Below are 21583 nucleotides of genomic sequence, written 5' to 3' on the forward strand. Positions count from 1 at the left end.
CATCACTGGCGGTAGTCACCACGCAGGGGTGGTACTGGACGCGGCTGCCTAGGTGCATCAGCGTGGTCGTTGACACCTTCACGCAGCATCTGCAGGTCTTGTTGCAGCCAGTCGTAGCGGAATTTCACGCGCTGGCCGCTGGGCGCGCGGTCGGCGGCTTCTTTGACCATCACCTGGACCCGCTCCAGCTCGGAGCTGATGCGCGCCAGGTTCTCGCGTTCTGTGTCTGCGTCACCGCTGGCGGCTTGGGCTGCAGGCGTCACTGCCGCGCACGCAATGAGCATGGCCAGCATCCAGGCACGGTGTGCATTGGGTTTGGTGGATGCCTGCACCTGAAGGGGCGCGGGCCGAACGTCAACGTGGGACATAGTGGCTCCTGAGGGTTGAAGGGTGGATGGGTTAGACATACTTTTTGAACGCAGCCACGGCGGTGGACATGGCGAAAGCGACCAGCAGCGTGAACACGAACACCATGTAGGCGGGGTTAAACCCACCGAAGGGCCAGGCGAGGTACAAGCCAAAACCGCCCGTCAAGGCCCATTGCGTGTACCGCTTGGCGTGGTGATAGACGAAGGAACTTTCGCGGCCACCACCCCAACGCCGAAGATCACGGCGCACCAGGCCATCCACGATGCCCACTATGCAGGCCAGGACAAAAGCGGGCAGAGCGAACGCGGCCACACTCAGGCGCAAGAGCACGTCTTGACCCACGTACATGGACATCAAGACCCATTTGGATAGGGTGTGTTGAATGGAGGCACTGGCACTGTCCATTCGCTGACTCAGGATGGACTGTGGACCCGACGCCTGGAGATCTTGATCACCACCATGCAAGCGCGCGTACCAGCGCGTGAGACCCACGCGCTTATAGGGCATCTCGACCCAGCCCACGACGCGGTGTGACCAGTCCACGGTATCGCGCACCAACAGGCTGCGCGGTGCCATGGCGATGTACGCCAGATCCTGCGCCACGATTTCTTGCGAATGAAGCTCGCCTTTGTCGCGCCACAGTGTGTATGACCCAACCACCTCGATCAACACACCGATGAACCATGCAAAGAGGGTGACAAACAACAAGCCGAAAGCCACTTCCATGCCCAGCTCGACTGGTCCTCTTGTGCGTGCACGCACCGGTCCCTTGTTCGCGGCCGCGCTCATCCGAGACCTCCAGCCATGTCGGTGAAGGCCGTGCTGGTTTCGACGGTCTGGCTTGTGGCTGCGTAAGCGGTGCGTGGCCCTGGCTCTTCGTCTCCTGCCTCCGTATCAGCCAAGGTCGTGTCTATCGCGCTGCCAGCAAGGGCGCCCAGCGGCTGATTGCCCAGCCAATCGGTTTCACTGGCCCATTTTTCTGAGGTGCGGTAACGCGCCTTCATGTCAGCGGCCACCTTCTTGAGCGACTCCGGAATGAACGGGTCATCGGTGGTGTCAGCCATGGGGATGCGCAGCTTGAAACGGCGGTTGCCTTCCAGCAAGGCGAAAGCCTGACCTTGTGGCAACTCCAGTACGTCAGCCGCCTCGATCATGGCCACCTTGGTGGTGGTCACGATGTCGTTGTTGCGGCTGGTGAAGTCCACACCGGTTCCTTCGGCAGCGGTGTCGCTCACACCGCTCATGGGCGTCAGATGCACCACGTCCACCTGTGGCACCTGTTCGGCCAAGAGATTGGCCGTGGCGACCGAACGCACCCGCAACATCACCACATGGTTGAAGTTGTCCAGGATCTGTCCTGCCTTGGCCTTGTCGCCCACCTTGGCCTCGATGTCGAACATCGACTGGGTATAGGCGGTGATGCGAAAACCCGACCCGCCCAATTTGTTGACCATGGGCACGAACTCAGGTCCGCAAATCTCGTTCACTTCATCGAAGTGCGCGCATACCGTAGGCAAAACAATCTTGCCTTCGGCGTGGTGTGGGTCAAGGCCCGTCTTGTAGAGCTTGCCGCCCACAGAGACCAAGTCGGCCAGCATGCTGTTGCCCACCGCCGAAGACACCACCGAATCAGACAGCGCATCCAGACCGGCATAGACGATGCCACCTTGCCGAATCACCGTCATCCAGTCGAAGATGGGACGCTTGTCTTCGGGATCGAAGTAGTCCGGTGAAATCAGCTTGCCGGCTGCACCGGAGGTCAGTTTCTCCAGGAATGGGCCAAGACTGGCGATGATCTTCTCGTAAAAACTGCGTTCATACGAAAAGGCCGCCGCCAGGCCCGTCAAGACCTTGTCAACAATTCGGGCCTCCTTGATCAGCAAGAACATGGCGACCAGCTCGACTGGGCGGTCGGACAGGCTGCGCGGCACGGGGGCCCTTTTCTTCTCGATCAGGCCTTCCAGATGCCCCAAGCGGTCTTGGTAGTCGGTGAATTGACCTTCTGCCGCTTTGGCGCGAAACACCATCAAGGCGTAGTCCATGAACAGCGGATCGATACCTGTGACATCGGCCAACAAGGTTTCGTAGGTCGGCACCCGACCGAGGGCAACTTGTGCCTGCGCCACGATGTTCGTGAAGCGCCAGGAGAACTCCTTAAAGGCCGCGCTGTTGCCCGATGAGGGCAGGGCATTCGTGGCCCGGCCAGCCACCTCCGTGATGCGGCTGAAGTTGCCAATACCGTTGTACCGGGCGGAGATATCTGGGTAGCCCAGATGGAACAGATAAAACTGGTCACCACGTCCTGCGCGCTGAGCCTCTGCGTACAGGCGCAGCATGAGTTCGGAGTCGCCCTTCGGGTCGATCACGATGGTTACGTGCCCAGCGTGTATGTCCTGTGTGGCCAGCATCTCCAGCATGCGCGTCTTGCCCACCCGCGTGGTGCCCAGCACGATCATGTGGCCGTTGCGTGAGGCTTGGCGCATGGTGATGGGCCGTTCATCCAACGCACCCACACCATGCAGGATGGGAGATCCACCGAGATCGGCGTGAGCCTGGAATGGGTTGATCCAACTGTCGTGGTTGGCGATGGCTGCTGCCAATTCATGCATCTTGCCCGGCGTGCCTGATTGCCCGTCTTCAGACCAGGCGCGCAAGCGTGCCCCTATTTTGCGCAGCGCCACCTCGCGCGGCTGCGCACGCACGAATGGCTGCGCATCGGTGCGTGTCGCATCGCGCTTGCGCTGGGTGTGTTGCTGAGTCCACTCAAAGCCGTCGCCCAGGTAATACTGGCCGGCTTCAACGGGGATCTTGTGGGGGGCCACTTTCGTGACCTTGTAGTACTTCATCCCGTGCTGGTAGCGCAGGATCTCGATGGCTTGCTGGCATCGGACCCAACCAAAGTACCCGGCCACGATGGCAATCACCCAGCCCAGCAAGTGCGGCATCATCAAAGACCACGGCGCAACGATGGCCACCAATGCCACGGCCCATGCCATGGCTGTGCTCCACAGCTCAACAGGTGGGCGCAACAGCGCTTCGAGGGCGTTGTCGTTCTTCATGGGGAGCCCTTCACATTGGGGCCTTCGTGATGCGCCCATCGGGCATCACGACCAGCGGGTAGGTCGAAATGCCCGCCGAGAGCAGGCGCTGCTCCAGCCATGGGCCGCGCACTGGCGCGACTGACAAACCGCCAGCGAAGGCCTGCAAGTCCTTGAAGAGCGTCTCAGAACCGGCCTCGATCACCAAACCGGATGCCCCCAACGCCCCTAAAGTCTGTCGATGCTGTTGCAGCCATTGAAAGCTTCCTGGATCGGTGCCCAGTACAAAGATTGGATGGGCCATCCAGTGGGCGTCAAACAAGCCTTCGCCTCTTGCATCAACAGACAAGACCCCGGGCTTGAGCCGAGTGGTGAGCGGGAACTTTGTGCCTGGCAAGACCCCGGCTTGGTCCACTCCAGACACCAGGTGCCCGTAATAGATACCCGCTGGAACGGCACCAGCACCGTCGTGGATCACCTCCAGATCGGCTGCACCCACAAAAGCGGGCAATGCGGTCAGCAAAAGGGTGGCGAGACGGATGGCGATCATGCTTGAACCCCTTGCAGTGACTGCCGCTGGCGGTAGCCGCGTGCAAGACCCAAAACCCGTTTGACGTAGGCCCGCGTCTCAGCGTAGGGTGGGATCTTGTTGCCCGCATTGATCACGGCTCCAGGCCCGGCGTTGTATGCAGCGACGGCCAGCTCGACGTTGCCGCCAAACCGCTCAAGCTGTTCGGCAAGGTATTTGGTGCCCACCACGATGCTCACGCGCGGATCGGTCAGCAGTTGTTCCACAGAAGCGCTGGGCTGGGCTGACAAGCCCAGATCACGCGCGGTGCCCGGCAAAACCTGCATCAAGCCAATGGCGTTCTTGGGACTGCGCGCACGCGGATTGAAAGCCGACTCGGCATGGATCACGGCTTTGATCAGGTAGGCATCCACACCAAAGCGATCAGCCGCCTGCATCAACGTCTTGAGCATCAAAGGCGTGACACGGCCGGCCGCCGTTCCTACGCTTGCCACCTCAGGTTGCACTGACATTGGAACAAACGCCAGTGGCAGCAAACGGCGCGTTACCTTCTCACGCTCGGAATCGCTCAAGGCCTTGGGCCAGATGGTCTTGGTCTCGCCTTGCACAACACTGTGGGTTGTCACAGATGGTGCAGACGGGTGCCGCGCCGTGGCGGCACTGGTCGGATAGATGATCTTGCTGTCTTGCCTGGCATCCAGCCAAGCGGAGCCCTCGGCCTGCGCCTGCGCACCCACAGCCACCAGCGCCAAGGCACAGGCCGCACACCATCGGCGTGGCGTGTGGCTGCGGCTGGAGGACTCAAGACAACTCATCATGACTGCCTCAGCGCTTTTTGGTCGCGCTGGATTTGCGCGCGGCGGCGGGGTCTTGCACCAGCGTGCGTGGCACACCCATCATGTCCGCCGTGGCCGTGGGTACGGCCACGGGAGATTGCCCGGAGTAGTCCATGACAACTTGATTGGGGTACAAGCGAGCCTGGACCTCCATGAAGGCTCGGTTCCACGCCAGGCTGCGTTCAACGTCGGCCTGCAGCGCGCGTGCAAACATCTCTGCGTACTTCACGCGCTCTTTCTCATCGCGCGCGTGGATGCCCAGCGCTTCGACTGGGGAAAGGTTCTCCACAGAGAAGGCAGCGCGCGGCCCCTTTAGCAATACCTTGGCGCGAACCATTTCTTCGTTGCTCAGTCCCCAAATCTGGGCCACCAGAAGATCGTTGCCATCAAGTTGTGAATGCAGGCGTGCCAGCCGTTGCTGACTTGATTCACCCGTCTGTGTTTGCTGCTCTTGTGTTTGGTTGATCACTCGGGCCTGGGCGAAGGCATCTACATGCAAAGCACAGGCCATCAGCACAGCGGTCATCACTGCAGCCGTTCGGAGTCCAAGTGAGTTCAGTGCGTTCATGGTGTGCATCAGTTGGTCACGCCAAGTGCCATGGAGCGCGCGCCGTCGCTGAAAGTGGCGCGCTGCCCTTGCACGTCTACTGCTTTGAGGGTGATGCCGTTGAAGCTGTCGCCCGGCTGCATCACTTTCACCTGTGGGTTGGCGCTGTCGCCGTTGCCAAGCACCACCGAAGGGCGGCCATCCCACATGTCGACAGAAAGCAGTTGCTGGCGCGTAACGGGTGGCAGAGCTTTTGCCACAGGCGCCTTGGGTTTTGGCCTGTGCACAGGTGCGCGACGGGCGGGCGCAGGCGCTGGGGAAACAATCCGTGGCGCAAAAGCGGCAGGGATCAAGGGCTGACCATTCGCGCCAGCTTCTCCGATGATGTAGCCCTGTGCACGCAGGCCTTCAATGACCTCGTTCAGCCTGGCCTCTAGTCGGTCAAGGCGTTCGTTTTGTTCAATGATGGCCAATGTCGCCGCATCAGGTTCAGGGTTCTCCTGCAGTGCGGTAGGGGCACCTGCCGTGGGAGCCAAGGCGTCCACAGACTCGACAGGGTCCGACGACGGCGCCAAAACCGGAGGTAGAACCGAGCCGGCCACGATGGGGGCGAGTTGAGCGGCGGACTCGGTGGGCAACGTGTCGCTGTCTTTGTGCCACATTCGATAGCCCTGGTAGCCCAAGGCTCCGAGCACCAATAGCGCGATCACAGAGAGCGTGCCCATGTTGCTCTTCTGTTCCCTTGTCCTGGGCTTAGCAGGCTCGCGAAACACGGGCGTCTCAGGTGCGTGCATTCCCGCATCCACAGGGGCGCCGTCTCTGTCTGGCATGGATCTCATAGGGGAGGGGGTGTCAGATATGGGTTGGGTGAAATCACGCGGACGTGCTTGCTTTGAGAGCGAGGATTCGCGCTGTTTTTCTTCCCAGAACTCTTCGTCTTCCTGGCGGCGCTGGTGTTCAAGTTGGTCATCCATGTCAATGCTCCAGGTCAGTTTTCAAAGAGCGACAGCTTGCTGGCGTGCTCAGTGTTTGCACCGATGGCAGGCTGGTCAGCGTCATCTGCCGCTTGGGGTGTCACGGTGGCGGGCAAGGCCAATGGGCTGGACGGCTCGACCGCGTCCAGCTCAAACCAAACTTGCCGACTGATCGGGTCGGTTTTCAAGGTCCAGGCAGAACCCAGCAAGATTTCAAGAATGTTTTTGACTGAGTAGGGCCCAACGCGGCGTTGAGACTCTGGCAAAGGCAAGCTCAGAAAGCGCCGTGCTCGGTCTCCCAGCGCCTCGATGTCCACAAGGCGATACCCTGTACGCATGAGGGTGTAGTCCAAGGCCTGGCCCACGGTGGCCACGGCCTGGCGTGGGAAATTGAGCTGCGCGTAGACAGACAGAGGGTCCGACAGTTCTGCTGGTGGTTGTGCAGATTGGGTCGTGTAGCGACCAACTTGCAATTGCTCTCCGCCATCCGCCAACCGTGTTTGAGCCCACGCTGTCTGACCCATCATCACCATGGCAATCAGACCAAGAAAGAAGCCTTGTTTCATCGGACACCTTGCATAAAAGACGCCCCGCGCGCCGTTGAGGTCAACGAGGCCTAGGGCAAAAGTGACGTCACCAAGAGATGCGTCGCCAGTGCATGCAGTGTCAGAGTCCGGGTCAGATTTCTCCACTGAAAAGCTGCCTGAGAAGTGGCAGGTTTCGGCTTGACGTTGTAGTAGAAATGGTGTAACCACCTGAAACGACGCAATTCTGTCGAATCAACACCTGGAGCAGGGTGGACCATCTGAAGTCAGCATCTGCCCGGAGGGCCGGGCATCCACGGGAAAATGGCTTCCTACGGGGTTAATGGCCTTATCCAAAGGGCGCCACCTCCAAAGTTCCGGTGGCAAAGGGCTTACTGGAACAGGAAATTCGGGGATACGGGCAACGGTTTTTCGCGTCCACGGCGGGGCATGGACGCGAAAAAAAACGACTACCAAAACATTCATGCAGCGTCAAGCCGAAACCTGCCTGATCTGAATCAGGTTTCCGGTTGTGTGAAAGGATTTTCCTGCCTAGAGTCAAATGGATAAATGAATTAGGAAGGCCCCATGTCGCACCCGTTTTCGCCGCACGAGCTATGTCCTTCCAGTATTGAGCTGGCCATGGGCAGGCACCCCTTCGATGTGCAACACGCCCCCTATGCCATCGCAGATTACTTGGAGCAACTCGGGCTGTCGAACTGGACCAACCGCGTCATGGGCTACTTGCGCATGTACGATGGCATTGAATCCTGGCTCGAGCCAAGTGACACAGAAGCGGTGGAGTTCGTGCGCCAAATCTTGGCGAAAGAATCGCAACGCAACGAACATCCCAAAGAGGATGCCAAGGCGCGCCGCTTTCGTTTGGCTGTAGCCCTGGCCAACGCACCCGTTGCAAGCTATGGCGCAGCCTTCAGAATCCAACGCAGCCCAGATGAACCTGGCCGGGCGATCTGGTGGAATCCGCTGGAGCAAACGTGGTTGATGTTTCTCGCACAGCGCGAGACGTTGCCAGACTACACGCGCCTCTATGTCACTGGACCATGTGAGTTTCGGGCAACGCCTGATGACTTGATCACGTACCTGATGGAGCGTTGAAGCAGCTATGTTTGGTCAATGCATGCGGTGGATCAGAAGGCTGGACCCCAGGTCGCCAAGGCCTGCCGTACTGTCGTCGCCGATCAGCAAGGCGGCTTCGTTGAATGATCCTGTGCCATTGCCCAGCGACACCCCGAGCACTGCACCTGTGATCAGAGGATCGTCAGAAGGGTGGCTGCGCATCCTGCGCGCAGAAGAGTTGTTCACGCTTGTCCAAAGCGGCAAAGCAATGGAGGCGATGTGGCGGCAGTCGCGTTTGTCGGCGCAAGTCTGGCAACGCGACCTTCGGCCTGCACTGCTGCGGTACGCAGAATATGTTCAGCTCCTGCCGGCCTCCGAGAGTCACCACCACGCACATGTGGGTGGGCTATTGGCACACACACTGGAGACGACACTGGCTGCCATGACTTGGCGCAATGGCCACTTCTTTCCAGAGGGTGCCGCAGTGGAGGAAATGGACGCCCAGCGAGATGAATGGACTTATGTGGTTTTCTTCGCCGCTCTGTTGCACGACATTGGCAAGATCATGACCGACTTGCGCATCAGCTGGTCATGCATGGGCATAGACGCGCCGTTACGCTGGGTGCCCATGTCTGGACCATTGACCGAAATGGCACAGAAGCGCTCAGGGGGTGAATACCTGGTGGAGTTCACGCCCAAGTCTGCGCGTGACTACCAGGCCCATTCCAAACTCTCCATGGTGCTGTTGCAGCAAATTGCCCCGCCTTCTGCGCTCAGTTTTCTGGCCCGCCGACCGCAGGCGTTTGAAGCCCTTTCAAACTACCTTTCTGGCGCAGACAAAACCAGCCTGCTGGCGACGCTCGTTCGCAAAGCCGATCAAACATCAACCCAACATGCCCTTGCCGGTGGGAGCCGGGCGCGTTTCTCTACATCGACCAGCGTACCGCTCATTGATCTGTTGATGCAGTCGATCAAAGACATGCTCAGGAACGGAACCGCGTTGCCGTTGAACCGCAGCGGAGCTGCTGGATGGGTGTATGACGGTGCCATTTGGTTTGTGGCCAAGCGGCTTGCCGATGGCGTTCGGCAACACATCAAGCAATACCATCCTGAGGAGGCCATCCCAGGAGAGAACAAAAACGACAGGCTCTTCGACACCTGGCAGGAATACGGCTGCATCCAACTGAACCCAGACACAGGGCAAGCTGTTTGGTACGTGCAAGTCCATGGCGGTGGCGCAGATGAAGACTGCGGCAGCACGGCAGAGGAGGGTGGCGCAACCTATTCACATTCACTCACCGTATTGCGTTTCCCCTTGGACAGGCTCTTTGCTGACCCAGCCCAATACCCATCATCAATGGTCGGACACATTGAAGTGCAGCAGCGACGTCGTTCGGCGGGCATCAACGTCGAAGACAACGACGATGTGGGTCACCATGCGAAGGCGACAAGCCAGCCAGAACCTGTCCCAACAGAGAAGGGTGCGCAAGAACCCGCTCCGAAGCAGCCCACTGAGCCAACGCTCGATCCAGTGAAGACTGGCGCAACCTCCGCGCCTTTTGCTGCAGGTCCACGCAAAGGGAATATGAACAGGGATGAGTCAGCGCTTCGCGCACCAAAATTCACCAGTCCCAAAGCTGCGACAGTGCTTATATCAACAGGCGGGGGGAAGGCTCCCACACAGACCATCAAAAAGCCAGCAGGAAAGCCTGCTGCGCCACCCCAACAAGCCAAGCCTGTTGCATCCGATGTTGAGCCACTGCAGATGGGTGGCGTTGATGGCTTTAGCGCGCAAGAAAGATGGCTGGACTTTGAGGATGATGCGGCAATCTTCAAGCAAGTGCCAACCCCTCCATCTCAACCTGCACCACGTCCTGCGACAACGTCCAAAAGCGTGCCTGCAGCTCCACCAGTTGCGCCAATCGCGACCAGCCAGGCCAAAGCTGCGGCAAAGCTTGATTTGGGCGGCCCGGCAAGCAAGTCTCCGTCACTGCCACCTATGCCGGCACCGATTGACAAGCGCCCTTTGCTGGTGCGCTCTGGGCTTCCTTCCATGACTGCTCGAAGCGACGCCGTGCCGGTGTCTCGCATAAAGCACACCCCGGTTGTGATTTCAATGTTCTTGCCCGATCTACCGCACGAGTCTGCCGACAAGCAAGTGGAGCCCACCGCTGTCGCAATGGCATTCATCGCTTGGCTGCAACAAGGATTGGGGAGTCGCTCCCTCAAATACAACGAAGCTGGCGCAATGATCCATTTCACCGCCGAGGGCATGGCGCTGGTGTCGCCACTGGTGTTCAAGGCCTATGTGGCTGATCAAGACACGGGCAACGACTCTGACGGAAACGCCCAGGCCATGCAAGTTCAGCGGGAAGTGATTAAAGCCGGGTGGCACCTCATGGGGCCGGGCAAATCCAACATCCTCAAGTATGAGGTGATTGGGCGCGGCAATGTGCCCGTGGGCAAGCTGAGCGCTGTAGTTTTGACCAACCCGGACCGATGGGTGCTCCCGGTGCCGCCGAACAACCCTGTGATCCGACTTTCATGATGTTGGTCGCTACGTTGCACCTCTGTCCAACTTCACCAGTCTGAGAGGTTGGGACGATTCTTTTGTTTCTTGCTCTATGAGAAAAAATGTTTGACAGTAGCGATTAGGATGTTTACATTGTTGCTGTGCATCAGGCAGGTTCGGTATCGACTGGCATGCTTTTAGAGGTGATCGTGAAATGTGCAGCGGGCTCAGAGCCTGCATTTTTTTAGAAATCGCATATTCCACGATGTATATTATGTTAAGTTAAAGTTGCGCAGGCTTCAGAGCGGAAGCCGTGTCGTTGCAGCGCCCGGCCACATCAATGGCCGTTCGATCCCGACTACCCTTCAAACCAAGACCTTCCGCTGTCGATCCGAAAACGGAAGCACCTGCCGGTGTCGTATGCGGGGAAACACCTGCATGCACCAAGTTGGATCTTCCTCTCTCACACCTACAATCAATCACCCCGGTGGGTATGCATGCCCAACCGATCTCAACTACCTTCTCTATCGAGGTTATTCATGAAGCATTTGCTCCTTTCTCTCAGCCTCATTGGCGCCGCCAGCCTGGTTGCTTGCGGCAAGACCGAAGCGCCAGCGGCGCCCGCAGCCGAACCCACGGCCGCTGCAGCACCTGCTGAAGCGCCCGCCGCCAGCCAGTGGCCCGAATTGCGTGTGGCCATCGATGCCACCTACAAGCCTTTCACTTACAAGACCGACGCTGGTGAACCTGCTGGTTTTGACGTCGACGTTGCCAAGGCACTGTGCGAAGAACTCAAGAGCAAATGCGTGTTTGTTGAACAGGCATGGGACGGCATGATCCCCGGTCTGCAGGCCAAAAAATACGATGTCATCATCTCGTCGATGTCGATCACCGAAGAGCGCAAGCAAGCTGTTGACTTCACCGGCAAGTACTACAACACCCCTTCTTGCGTGGTCGTGAAAAGCGACTTGAACCTGGGCGCTGAAGCCGCCAACTTCAAGGGCAAGAAGCTGGGCGTGCTCAAGGCCTCGACCCAGGAGAAGTACGCCATGGGCGAATTGCAACCCGCCGGCGCAACCATCGTGGCCTACGACGCACAGGATCAGGTGTATCTGGATGTCAAATCTGGTCGCCTCGACGGTACCGTGGCCGATGTGGTCGAAGTGAACGGCGGCTTCCTGTCGACACCCGATGGCGCGGGTTACGCCTGCGCAGGCGCCCGTATCCCCGTTGAATTTGATGCCAAGTACTTCGGCGCAGGCGCTGGCGTGGCTTTGCGCAAAGAAGACACCGCATTGCGTGACGCGCTCGACGCGGGCATCAAAGCCATTCGCGACAACGGCAAGTGGCAAGCCATTGCCGAGAAGCACGTGCCAGGTGTGGATCTCTGGGGTTCCTGATCCCTGCTTCGCATGGAACGGTGTGGGGTTGCAGGTGTTTGCGCACGTGCAACCCCCATCGGGTCAGATCCGGCAATCGATATGCCAGGGCGCTATTGAGGGCTGCGCAACCACGGCTTGCAGTTCCAACCCAAGCATCTGACCTGGCCCTCATCGCGTGCCCAACGGGGCACAGTTTTCACCACGATTGCACTTGGGAAAACAGTGTTCACAGGCTTTAGATGACCACCTATTTTTTGAATATTCTGCAAGGGCTCCTGGTCACCATTGGTGTGGCGCTGGGTGCTCTGGTGTTCGCTTCCGTGCTGGGACTGGCAGGTGCCGCGGCCAAGCTCTCGCCGTACCGGGTGCTCAACTGGATGGGCGATATCTATTCCACCGTGATTCGGGGGGTTCCGGATCTGGTGTGGATGCTGCTTTTGTATTTCGGTGGCCAGATTCTGGTCAATGACATTGCCGAGGCGCTGGGTTACCGCAGCGGCCCTCAGATCAACCCCTTTGTAGCCGGTGTATTGACCATCGGTTTTGTCTACGGTGCCTACATGACCGAGACGTTTCGCGGCGCCATCATGAGCGTGCCAAAGGGCCAGTCAGAAGCCGGCTGGGCGTTCGGAATGACCCGCTTCTATACCTTCCGCAAGATGGTCTTGCCGCAAATGGTTCGGTTCGCCCTGCCCAGCTTTACCAACAACTGGCTGGTCTTGCTCAAGTCCACCGCGCTGGTCTCGGTGATCGGCCTGACCGACATCACCAACCTGGCCAAGCAGGCAGGAGCGGCAGCCCGCGGCGAAATTCCGGGCGCCGCCATCATCTTCATGGCTTTTGCCGGATTCCTCTATCTGATGATTTCTTCCATCAGCCTGTTTCTGCTGCGCAAAGCCGAGACCCGCTATTCGGCAGGCGTCAAGCGAGGCAACTTCTGATGGACAAATTCGCCATCATCTTTGAACCGCAGAACCTCCACCTCTACTGGGTGGGCTTCTGGGCCACGATGCAGTTGCTGGCCGTGAGCCTGGTCGCAGGCGGCCTATTGACCTTGCCCCTGACGCTCATGCGCGTGTCGAGCAACCGCTGGGTTTCAGGCCCAGTCTGGCTGTTCACCTATGTGATTCGAGGCACGCCGTTGCTGATTCAGGTGTACTTCATTTACTACGGCATTGCCCAACTCGAATGGGTGCAAGCCCTGTGGGACACCACCTGGCCATTGACCTGGTTCAAAGAGCCATTTTTCTGCGCGGTTCTTGCTTTCACGTTGAACACCAGCGCTTACACCATCGAAATGCTGGCAGGCGCCATCAAGGAAACACCGGCAGGCGAAATCGAGGCGGCTCAGGCTGCGGGGTTCAGCAAATGGAACATGATGTTTCGACTGGTATTGCCCAGCGCGCTGCGGCGCACCCTGCCAGGCTACTCGAATGAGGTGGTGATGATGCTGCATGCGACCTCGCTTGCCAGTGTGGTCCCGGCTTTGTACGATTTGACGAACGCCGCCTATGCGATCTACAAAACCTACTACCTGGCCTTTCAGCCGTTCATCGCTGTCGCGGTTTTGTATTTCATACTCACTTTTGCGCTGGTGTATGTCTTCCGCTTGCTTGAGCGCCGCTTCCTGGCCTATCTGAAGCCTCGGGCCCATTGAGGCTCCAGCAGACCCTGATGCAAACCCACTTCCATCCGCTCCTCTCCCCTGCCCTGGGCACCCAGCGCACGCTCACAAGCTTCCACTTTGGGGCTGTTGGCAAGGGTGAAAAGGCCTATATTCAAGCCAGCCTGCACGCCGATGAACTGCCAGGCATGCTGACTGCACACCACTTGCGCAGCCTGCTGGAAGACGCAGAAGCGCGTGGCGCGGTATTGGGTGAAGTCGTTCTGGTGCCACTGGCCAACCCGATTGGCCTGAACCAGACCACCATGCACCTGCAGCTTGGCCGGTTCGAGCAGGCCAGCATGGAAAATTTCAACAGAAACTACCCCGACTTTTTCGCCTTGCTTGAAGACAGGCTGGAGCCTTTGCTGGGGCCTGATGCCACCGCCAACAAGCTGGCGATTCGACAGGCCATGCGTGAGGCGCTGATGGCCGAACAACCTGCCACAGAACTCCATTGCATGAGGCAAACGCTGATGCTGCTGTCGCATGACGCCGATGTGGTGCTCGATTTGCATTGTGATTTCCAGGCCGCATTGCATATGTATGTAGAGCAGCCCATGCTCGAGCAGTTGATGCCTTTGGCACACTACCTGGGTGCCCAGGCGGTGTTGTGGGCAAAAGGATCTGGGGGCTCCATTTCATTTGACGAGGCACTCTCGGGCCCCTGGTGGCGCCTGGCTGAACGGTTTGGCCCGCAGTTTCCCATTCCGCTGGCCTGCGCCAGCAGCACCGTGGAATTGCGCGGGCAAACCGATGTCTCCACCACACTGGCCGAGCAGGATGCCAAAGCCATCTACAGCTACCTGCAACACCGGGGCATCATTGCGGGCGAGGCACCACCAGTGCCACAGGTGCGTTGCGAGGCCACGCCGCTGGCTGGAACAGAAGCACTGCATGCGCCCCACTCCGGGGTGATCGCTTTTTTGGTTGAGCCTGGTGAGCGGGTGGTTCCCGGCCAGGTAGTGGCACATGTGATCGATCCGCTGAGCAACCGGTCAACCCCGGTAAAGGCTTCGATCGATGGCGTGGTCTACGCCCGCCACATCCTGCGCTGGGCCACGGCCAACCTGGAGCTGTGCCGCGTGGCAGGCCAGACCCCGATTCGCTCTGGCAATTTGCTCAGCCCCTGAACCATCGAACAGATCGAACAAGAATTCACGCATGACCTCCAAACTCGAAGCCATCGATATCCGCAAGAGCTACGGCTCTCACGAAGTCATCAAAGGGATGTCGCTCACCGCTCAAGCCGGGGATGTGATCAGCATCATTGGTTCTTCTGGCTCGGGTAAATCCACCTTTTTGCGTTGCATGAATTTGCTGGAGCGCCCGCAGCAAGGGCGTTTGATCGTGGCGGGCGAAGAGCTCAGGCTCGTGACCGCCAAAGACGGCATGCTCAAGGCGGCAGACGACAAGCAACTGCAACGCGCCCGCGCCAAGCTGGCCATGGTGTTTCAGCATTTCAACCTGTGGTCGCACCTGACGGTGTTGGAAAACGTGATTGAAGCGCCCATGCATGTGCTGGGGAAAAGCAAAGACGAAGCCATCACCGTTGCACGCAAATACCTCGACAAGGTCGGCTTGAAGGACGTTGAGGGCAAGTACCCTGCCCACATGTCGGGCGGGCAGCAACAGCGCGTGGCGATTGCAAGGGCCCTGGCGATGGAGCCTGAGGTGATGCTGTTCGATGAGCCCACCAGCGCTCTCGATCCCGAGCTGGTCACTGAAGTGCTTCGGGTCATGCGCACCCTGGCAGAAGAGGGCCGCACGATGGTGGTGGTGACCCATGAAATGGGTTTTGCCCGTGAAGTGTCGAACCACCTGATCTTCCTGCACCAGGGGCGTATCGAAGAGCAAGGGGTACCCACCGAGGTTCTGACCCATCCCAAGAGCGAGCGACTGGCCCAGTTTCTGTCGGGTAATCTCAAATGAGCGGCTTGAACGCTTGAATAAGGCGGGCACTTTGCCCGTTGTTGGCGCGCTTGCGCTGCTTCCTTTTCTCCGACCATATGGGCACGTGGCCTCTCGCCCTTCCCTTGGTCTCAGTTGAAAAGGACTCTCCATGAACAGCACCGAATCGACCGGCAGCAGCAACAGCTTCGCTGGCCTGTTTTCCCCTCTGGCGTCTGTCGCAGCCAACTACCTGCAAGACAAGATGCACAAAAAAATGGATGCCGATGCCGACGGCGTCGTTGGCAAGAGCGAGTTCCAGTCGGCTTTGGAGCAAGTGGGTGCCAAGCTGGGTGTGGACTCGAGCAGCAACGCCGATGCCATGTTCTCTGCCGTCGACCTGGACGCCAACGGCTCGCTGACAGGCAATGAAGTCGGCCAGATGCTCAAAAACATGTTCTCCGGCGGCACCGCCACAGGTACCGATGCCTTTGTTCAATCGCGCGGCGACGAACAGCGCTTTGCAGAGCTGGACATTGACGGCGACGGCAACATCTCTGCAGCCGAATTCGGAATCTCAGCCGGGGGAACCGAAGCCGCAGGTGATGTGCTGGCTGACGGCACGGCAACAGACACCTCTGAAGAGGCTCTGGCCATGGCCGATACCAGCGCCACAGGGCCGCTGAACGAGGAAGCCATGCAGTCCCTGCTTGGAACGGTCGACAGCAACAGCGATGGCCAGTTGAACGACACCGAGATCAAGGCGTTCGTCAAGCAGTTTGGCACCCAGATGGGAGCAGCTTCGAAGTTGTACAGCGACACGGCAATCGCCAGTTTCAGCACCAACCAGGCAAGCAAGGTGGCCTGATACCGCCCGGGGAAACGTTTTCTGGCAAGCGCCTCGGCCGAGGCCTGCGCCAGCGATGCCAGTCACAGTGCCAGGCGCAGGGCATCGCAACACACGTTGAAAGCCTGCCGGACTCTAGGGTGTCAAGGTCAGGCTGTGTTTCCACTCGGCAGGCCGCATTTGAAGCGCACGGTACTGCACTGCGGCCCATTCATCGCGCATATCCCGGTAGCGGGGTGAAAGTGCATTGCCGTCTTGCCCGGTCTGGTAGATGAACACCGATTTCTCTGGATCATCCAGGTCGTACAAGGCGCGCAAACTGGCGGCGTGTCGATTGGCGAATGGCGCATCGCTTTTGTCCAGATGGTACTGGCCCACATTGACCGTGAATGGATCACCGCCTGTCGGCGTGCGCACTTCAAACAGTGGCGCCAAAGCTTCAACGTTGCTGAATGGCCTGTGAATGGAAATCGCAGGGTGGGCTTCGCCCCAGCGCCATCCGGCCACAGCATCACCTTGCATGTCTTTCAGGCGATCCAGCGCGCGATCCAGGGCAGCGCCGCTGGCCTTTGCACAACCGCCGTTGCCGCACCATGCCACGTCATCCCGTTCCAGAATGTCTTCAACGGCGTTGCGGAACAGGCGTTTGCCGTAAAGCGCTTCAAAGCGCGCCTGGCCGAGGCGCCCGCCAATGACGCCCCGGGTGAATTCGTCAATCCAGGCTGTGTAGATCAAAGGCGCTGCGATGTCTTGCCGCATCTCGCCATCAAACCCTTCCAGCGCTTTCAGTGCGGCTGGGGCGAGTGGATGCGAAGACTGGGTGCGCAGCAAAAAGGGCAACAGGCGCTGCGTGGCCAGGGAGGTTTGGTCACCCTGAATCGCAGCGAAGCTCGCCAACGTGTGTTTTGGGGTCTGGGCCAGCAATCCGGCGATGCGGTTGCGCCGGTAGGGCGGTGCCCAGTCCTGGGTCAGGAAATACGGGTAGTCAACGGCGTGAATGCGCTGGTTGGCGGTGGCGATCCAGCCTTCGCTGCCATCATCTTGCGGGGTGTCGGCGTAAGGCAGCCAGCCTTGCCAGTCATAACGCGACTCCCAACCGGGCATCGGCGCCACACCACGAATGTCGTTCGCAGGCGAACGCAGCGGCACTTTGCCCACCGCTTTGAAAGCGATGCGCCCACTGATGTCTGCCATGACCACGTTCTGCATCGGCGCTTCAAAGTTGCGAAGGGCATGAATGAGCTCTTCCACCGAGCGCACACGATTGGATTCCAGCGTGGCCTGAATGCTGTTGTTGTCAGCATTGAGCGCCGTCCAGTGCAGAGCCAGGGCGTAGCGCTTGGTGTCAATCAGGTCCTGGGTAGGCCCGGGCACATCGCTGATCACTGGGCCATGGCGTGTGCTGCGCACAATGAACTGCTCGTCGGGCAAGCCTTTGATGCGGATGGTCTCGGTACGTGTGTCGAAATCGGCCCATGCCTCGCCCAGCCCGGCTGGTATGCGGTATTGCCCGGGGTTGTCGGGATTGATCTGCTCCAGAAACAGGTCTTGCACATCAGGGCCTGTGTTTGTGAATCCCCAAGCCACTTCGGGCGTGCGCCCGAGCACCACAAACGGCGTTCCGGGCAGGGTCGCACCGATGACGTCCATTCCCTTCAAATCACCCACATCGGGCGCTTGCAGCCTGGCGAAATACCAGATGGCCGGAGCGCTCAGGCCCAGGTGCGGGTCGTTGGCGAGCAAGGGCTTTCCACTCACGGTGCGTGTTCCGTCAACCACCCAGTTGTTCGAGCCTTTGCCTTCCACGTTGCCCAGGTCTTGCGCCCATCTCTGCATGGCCACCCCGATAGATGCCAGCTGATCGCCGCTGGAGGGCTTGACCGCGGCGGTGGGCTGTGTCGATGGGTTGAAGACGCCGAGCGTCTTGTAGAGTTTGGCCAGGTCAGCCGTGGCTGCGGGCGCTTCACCGGGGTAAGGCGGGAAGAGCTGCCAGAGCCCTTCGGTGTCGAGCACCTGCAGCGCTGTCAGGCGGGCCACCTCATTGCCCCAGTTGCCGCCCAGGTCCAGCGCCATCATGAGCGACCAGGCCATGCTGTCAACCGGTTCCCAGTAGGTGCCCGCCTCCGCCTCGGCGCGGGGGTCGATGCCAAAGACCTGAAACTCGGGGGACAGCGCTTGTGAGCGGTTGGCGAAGAATGCGTTTACGCCTTGGCTGTAGGCGGTTGCGGCGGCTCGGGCTTCAGCACTGACATGCTCGAGTTGAGCGGCCGCTACACGGTGAATGCCGAGCGCACGAAGTATGCGATCGGTCGGCAAAGTCGCCTCACCAAACACTTCGGACAGGGTGCCACGCATGATGCGGCGGTTGAACTCCAGTTGCCAGCCCCGCTCCTGTGCATGCACATAGCCCATTGCCATCCATGCGTCGCGTGGGTCGCTGGCAAAAATATGGGCAATATCGCTGGCATCGCGCTGAACACGAACCGGTTTGATCAATCCCTGGATCTGCAGTTCGCCGTCGGTTTGAATCAGGCTGCGCTGCCCATAGACAACCAATGCCACACCACCCACGAGCAACAGGGCGACCAGCAGGTAACCCAGGCGTCTGATTGCTTTCAAAATGAACTCCTCGAGGCAGATTAAGGGGGGCGGTCACGGCTTCAGGCATCTGAATCCATCGGCAATGGTGCCTTGTTCGCCAGGGCTGAGCTGTCGACAGTGAGACCCTCGGCCGTCAACCTGCCGTTCAGGATCGCAGCGGCCCGCGGCCCAGCACCATTTGACCATCGACCAGCCGAAAGGTAACGGTGGGGGTCGTGATGTCGGTGAACGGCGCGCCCAGGCCAAATTCACCATCGCTGTGCAACAGGCACTCCTGGCGACGAAGCGATATCACATTGTCGTTTCCTGCGAACCGAACCCAGGTGCCATAGCTGCTGGTGTCTTCAAGCAAGTAGTTGCCGGAACGGATATCGATGCTGGCATGCAAGCGGGACACGCGCGGATCATTGATCACAAAATCGGCCTCTGGTACCCGCCCTACCCTGACCGGCAAGTCCGTCAGGTTGAACGACCGGTTCGCGTCCAGCCATTCCAGCTCAATACCGCCAAAAACCGATTCCGCGTTGCGGCGCAAGGCATGCAAATCGGCTGGAAGCGTCATGAACTCCGAGCCCATTTCGGTTTGCCATTCAATTCGGAAAACTTCACACATTTCCACCCGCCCTTTGATTCGCATCGGGCCCAGGCTTCGGCTGCGAACGCCAGCTCCGTTGCCCAGTTTGCGCATGACGGCATCGTTGGCGAGAATTTGTTCGGGCCCGGCCAGATCACTGAGTCTCGACGCCACGTTGACCGCATCGCCAAAGCAATCGCCATCCACCTGCACCACTTGCCCACGTGCCATGCCAACTTGCATCTGCAGTTTCAGCCGTTTGGGCCACAGGGCAGCGCGGGCGGCATGTTCCTGCTGTATCAGACTCATGCACTCCACCGCGAGCCGGTTGTTGGTGAACGACAGTAAAACGCCGTCACCCAGCATCTTGACGACCTTGCCGTTGTGTTCAAGGCCGACGGTACCGATCCACTGGGTCAACTTGGTGACCGCACGCGCGGCCCTGTCGTTGCCCAGAGTCTCAAAAACCGAAACGCTACCGGTAAGGTCAACAAATGCAATCGTCAGTTCGGCCATGTATGGGATGCAATCAGCTGTGAAATGGCGGCTTGGCTAGGAAATAGGTCGAATAAAAATTACATAAGACGTGATGATTATCACAAATCATCACATCGGAAAAGCAGAGTTTCACCTTGGTCGTGCTTCTTTTCTGCTGTTCAGCGCACATGATGGCCAAAGGTATTCAACTTGGTCGTCTCGGTTGGCCAACGGCGCAAGAGAAGATTGTATGAATGTATTCAAATATGCCACCTTTTGATGGTAACTCGACTGTGCAAGCGCGTTTTGTCAGTATGGCAAACTTGGTCCCATGGTGAAAAAGCAAGGCGCCCATTCAAGGTGCGCTTCCCTTTCGGCCTTTGGCCATCATCGTTGAAGGTTACAAAATATGCGTTGGATCAAGCCCAGTTTGCGAAACAGCATCTCTGCTCTTTTGAGCAGTGAAGCTCGCCAATCGTCGCCCGAGGCATTGGAGCCTGTTCGATTGGCCATGCTCAATGTTCTTGGAAGAGAGGGCGCGGTGCTCAATCCTCGCTTGCATGAGCGCCTGATGTACCTGCACGATGCCCATGCGCTCTGGTATGCGCGATCAGACGTTGTTGCAACCTTGTGCAAACTGCATGGTGAAGCCCATGCCGTTTCCAAGGTTCATGAGATCACGCCGCTTTTTCGCGGCCTGCTGCCCAAAAGTCTCACAGAAACCGCGCGCATGCAGCGCGCCTGACGTTCGCCGTCCTTCTCGGGATTTCGCCCACAGCGCCGCAGGTGCGATCCACGGCCCAACGGTCAGCCCCAAAAAATCAAGGCCTGCCGTTCTTGCACCATCAGTTCGACTTTGTGCCCGACGGGCAGCATGACTTTGGTTGCCACGTGGCCAAAAGGCAAGCCGGTCAGCACCGGCGTTTTTACTTGCGCACGGACCCAGTCCACCACTGTTTGCAGCTTGTAGCCCTTGTCGTGCGGGCTGGCCTTGAAACGGTTGAACGCACCCAACACCACCGCCTTCTGCCGGCCAATGATGCCCGCATTGATCAGTTGGGTCAGCTGGCGCTCAATTCGGTAGGGGTGTTCGTTCACGTCTTCCAGAAACAGAATGCCGCCTTTGATATCGGGCATCCAGGGCGTGCCCACCAGTGAACACAGCACAGTGAGGTTGCCACCCCACAGCGTGGCATCCTTGATGTGAAGGCCGCCGCTCTTGGAACGCGCCTGAAGGTAGCGGGCATCGGACAAGGGAACCGTCCAGCCCGTGCCCTCGCCATGCCCGCAAACCATGTCATCAAAACAGGCCTCCATGATGTCGTCGGGCGTGCTTTCGCAACCGAAGTCTTCACCCACCGACGGACCGGCCCAGGTGACCGCACCTGTTTTTGCCAACAGAGCGCATTGCAACGCCGTGAAATCACTCAAGCCGGCGAATTGTGTGCCCTGTTGAATGGCCTTGGTCATGGCCTTGTAGGGCAAATCTTTCAGCAAGCGGGTCAGGCCATACCCGCCACGCGAGGTCAGGGCGACATCTGCTCCACTGGCTGCGGCCCGTGCGATGGCGGCCACGCGGGTGGCGTCGTCACCAGCAAAGCGCATGTGACTGCTCAAGGCATCGGGGTCCACTTCAACTTCATGTCCAAGTGTCTGCAGACGTTTCACACCACGCCGGAATGCGGCTTTGTCGCGCACAGCGCTGGAAGGGGAATAGATATAGATATGGCTCATAGCTCTCGA

21 protein-coding genes are annotated in these 21583 nt (G+C 59.1%); 9 read left to right on the top strand and 12 right to left on the bottom strand.

What is annotated here, in order from left to right:
- Positions 1–2 precede the first annotated feature (2 nt).
- Genes LPB072_RS11670 through pilL2 form a run of 8 tightly spaced genes read right to left on the bottom strand, consistent with a single transcriptional unit; the run spans position 3 to position 6859 of the window.
- Complete coding sequence (locus tag LPB072_RS11670; protein ID WP_231943238.1) at positions 3–368, bottom strand: integrative conjugative element protein, RAQPRD family; 366 nt, start codon at positions 366–368, stop codon at positions 3–5.
- A 31-nt stretch (positions 369–399) separates the two neighbouring features.
- Complete coding sequence (locus LPB072_RS11675) at positions 400–1158, bottom strand: TIGR03747 family integrating conjugative element membrane protein (RefSeq protein WP_066089803.1); 759 nt, start codon at positions 1156–1158, stop codon at positions 400–402.
- On the bottom strand, positions 1155–3428 hold the full coding sequence (gene traD, locus LPB072_RS11680; RefSeq protein WP_066089806.1) for a type IV conjugative transfer system coupling protein TraD: 2274 nt from the start codon (positions 3426–3428) through the stop codon (positions 1155–1157). The genes LPB072_RS11675 and traD overlap by 4 nt, the downstream gene beginning before the upstream one ends.
- A gap of 10 nt (positions 3429–3438) precedes the next feature.
- Positions 3439–3957, bottom strand: a complete 519-nt coding sequence (locus LPB072_RS23155) for a PFL_4695 family integrating conjugative element protein (protein ID WP_082876894.1) — start codon at positions 3955–3957, stop codon at positions 3439–3441.
- On the bottom strand, positions 3954–4754 hold the full coding sequence (locus tag LPB072_RS11690; protein WP_082876895.1) for a lytic transglycosylase domain-containing protein: 801 nt from the start codon (positions 4752–4754) through the stop codon (positions 3954–3956). Before LPB072_RS11690 ends, LPB072_RS23155 begins: the two co-directional genes overlap by 4 nt.
- A 7-nt stretch (positions 4755–4761) precedes the next feature.
- On the bottom strand, positions 4762–5340 hold the full coding sequence (locus LPB072_RS11695) for a hypothetical protein (protein WP_066090864.1): 579 nt from the start codon (positions 5338–5340) through the stop codon (positions 4762–4764).
- Between the two features lie 8 nt (positions 5341–5348).
- Entirely contained in the window at positions 5349–6293 is a 945-nt protein-coding gene (locus LPB072_RS11700) for a hypothetical protein (protein ID WP_066089811.1), read from the bottom strand.
- Between the two features lie 14 nt (positions 6294–6307).
- A complete protein-coding gene (pilL2, locus tag LPB072_RS11705; protein ID WP_066089814.1) occupies positions 6308–6859 on the bottom strand; it encodes a PFGI-1 class ICE element type IV pilus protein PilL2 in 552 nt (183 codons plus the stop codon).
- Positions 6860–7405: 546 nt separating this feature from the next.
- Here pilL2 and LPB072_RS11710 point away from each other — a divergent pair.
- Positions 7406–7933, top strand: a complete 528-nt coding sequence (locus LPB072_RS11710; protein ID WP_157559298.1) for a hypothetical protein — start codon at positions 7406–7408, stop codon at positions 7931–7933.
- A gap of 15 nt (positions 7934–7948) precedes the next feature.
- Here the strand turns inward: LPB072_RS11710 and LPB072_RS23690 are convergent, their stop codons facing one another.
- Complete coding sequence (locus LPB072_RS23690; protein WP_197509043.1) at positions 7949–8140, bottom strand: hypothetical protein; 192 nt, start codon at positions 8138–8140, stop codon at positions 7949–7951.
- On the opposite strand from LPB072_RS23690, the gene mobH reads away from it, so the two are divergent.
- From mobH to LPB072_RS11745, 7 genes are all read left to right on the top strand, one after another.
- The gene (gene mobH, locus LPB072_RS11715; protein ID WP_231943239.1) at positions 8082–10442 is read left to right on the top strand and encodes a MobH family relaxase; all 2361 of its coding nucleotides are present in this window, start codon (positions 8082–8084) and stop codon (positions 10440–10442) included. The genes LPB072_RS23690 and mobH overlap by 59 nt on opposite strands.
- Before the next feature lie 503 nt (positions 10443–10945).
- Complete coding sequence (locus LPB072_RS11720; RefSeq protein WP_082876896.1) at positions 10946–11806, top strand: transporter substrate-binding domain-containing protein; 861 nt, start codon at positions 10946–10948, stop codon at positions 11804–11806.
- A 221-nt stretch (positions 11807–12027) separates the two neighbouring features.
- On the top strand, positions 12028–12729 hold the full coding sequence (locus LPB072_RS11725; RefSeq protein ID WP_066089820.1) for an ABC transporter permease: 702 nt from the start codon (positions 12028–12030) through the stop codon (positions 12727–12729).
- Positions 12729–13445, top strand: a complete 717-nt coding sequence (locus LPB072_RS11730; RefSeq protein ID WP_096349062.1) for an ABC transporter permease — start codon at positions 12729–12731, stop codon at positions 13443–13445. The genes LPB072_RS11725 and LPB072_RS11730 overlap by 1 nt, the downstream gene beginning before the upstream one ends.
- A gap of 17 nt (positions 13446–13462) precedes the next feature.
- On the top strand, positions 13463–14584 hold the full coding sequence (locus LPB072_RS11735; protein WP_066089826.1) for a succinylglutamate desuccinylase/aspartoacylase family protein: 1122 nt from the start codon (positions 13463–13465) through the stop codon (positions 14582–14584).
- A 31-nt stretch (positions 14585–14615) separates the two neighbouring features.
- Positions 14616–15383 carry an ABC transporter ATP-binding protein gene (locus LPB072_RS11740; RefSeq protein WP_066089829.1) on the top strand — a complete coding sequence of 256 codons (768 nt, stop codon included), beginning with the start codon at positions 14616–14618 and terminating at the stop codon, positions 15381–15383.
- A 130-nt stretch (positions 15384–15513) separates the two neighbouring features.
- Positions 15514–16209, top strand: a complete 696-nt coding sequence (locus LPB072_RS11745; protein WP_066089832.1) for an EF-hand domain-containing protein — start codon at positions 15514–15516, stop codon at positions 16207–16209.
- A 114-nt stretch (positions 16210–16323) separates the two neighbouring features.
- Here LPB072_RS11745 and LPB072_RS11750 read toward each other — a convergent pair whose 3' ends face one another.
- A complete protein-coding gene (locus LPB072_RS11750; protein WP_082876897.1) occupies positions 16324–18807 on the bottom strand; it encodes a penicillin acylase family protein in 2484 nt (827 codons plus the stop codon).
- Positions 18808–18934: 127 nt separating this feature from the next.
- Positions 18935–19879, bottom strand: coding sequence for an adenylate/guanylate cyclase domain-containing protein (locus tag LPB072_RS11755; RefSeq protein WP_066089838.1), 945 nt, complete (start codon positions 19877–19879; stop codon positions 18935–18937).
- 415 nt (positions 19880–20294) lie between these two features.
- Here LPB072_RS11755 and LPB072_RS11760 point away from each other — a divergent pair, with 415 nt between their 5' ends.
- On the top strand, positions 20295–20585 hold the full coding sequence (locus tag LPB072_RS11760) for a hypothetical protein (RefSeq protein WP_157559299.1): 291 nt from the start codon (positions 20295–20297) through the stop codon (positions 20583–20585).
- Between the two features lie 62 nt (positions 20586–20647).
- On the opposite strand, the gene LPB072_RS11765 is transcribed toward LPB072_RS11760, so the two are convergent.
- The gene (locus LPB072_RS11765; RefSeq protein ID WP_066089844.1) at positions 20648–21574 is read right to left on the bottom strand and encodes an LD-carboxypeptidase; all 927 of its coding nucleotides are present in this window, start codon (positions 21572–21574) and stop codon (positions 20648–20650) included.
- Between the last annotated feature and the right edge of the window lie 9 nt (positions 21575–21583).

The organism is Hydrogenophaga crassostreae (assembly GCF_001761385.1).
GTDB classification, from domain to species: domain Bacteria; phylum Pseudomonadota; class Gammaproteobacteria; order Burkholderiales; family Burkholderiaceae_C; genus Hydrogenophaga; species Hydrogenophaga crassostreae.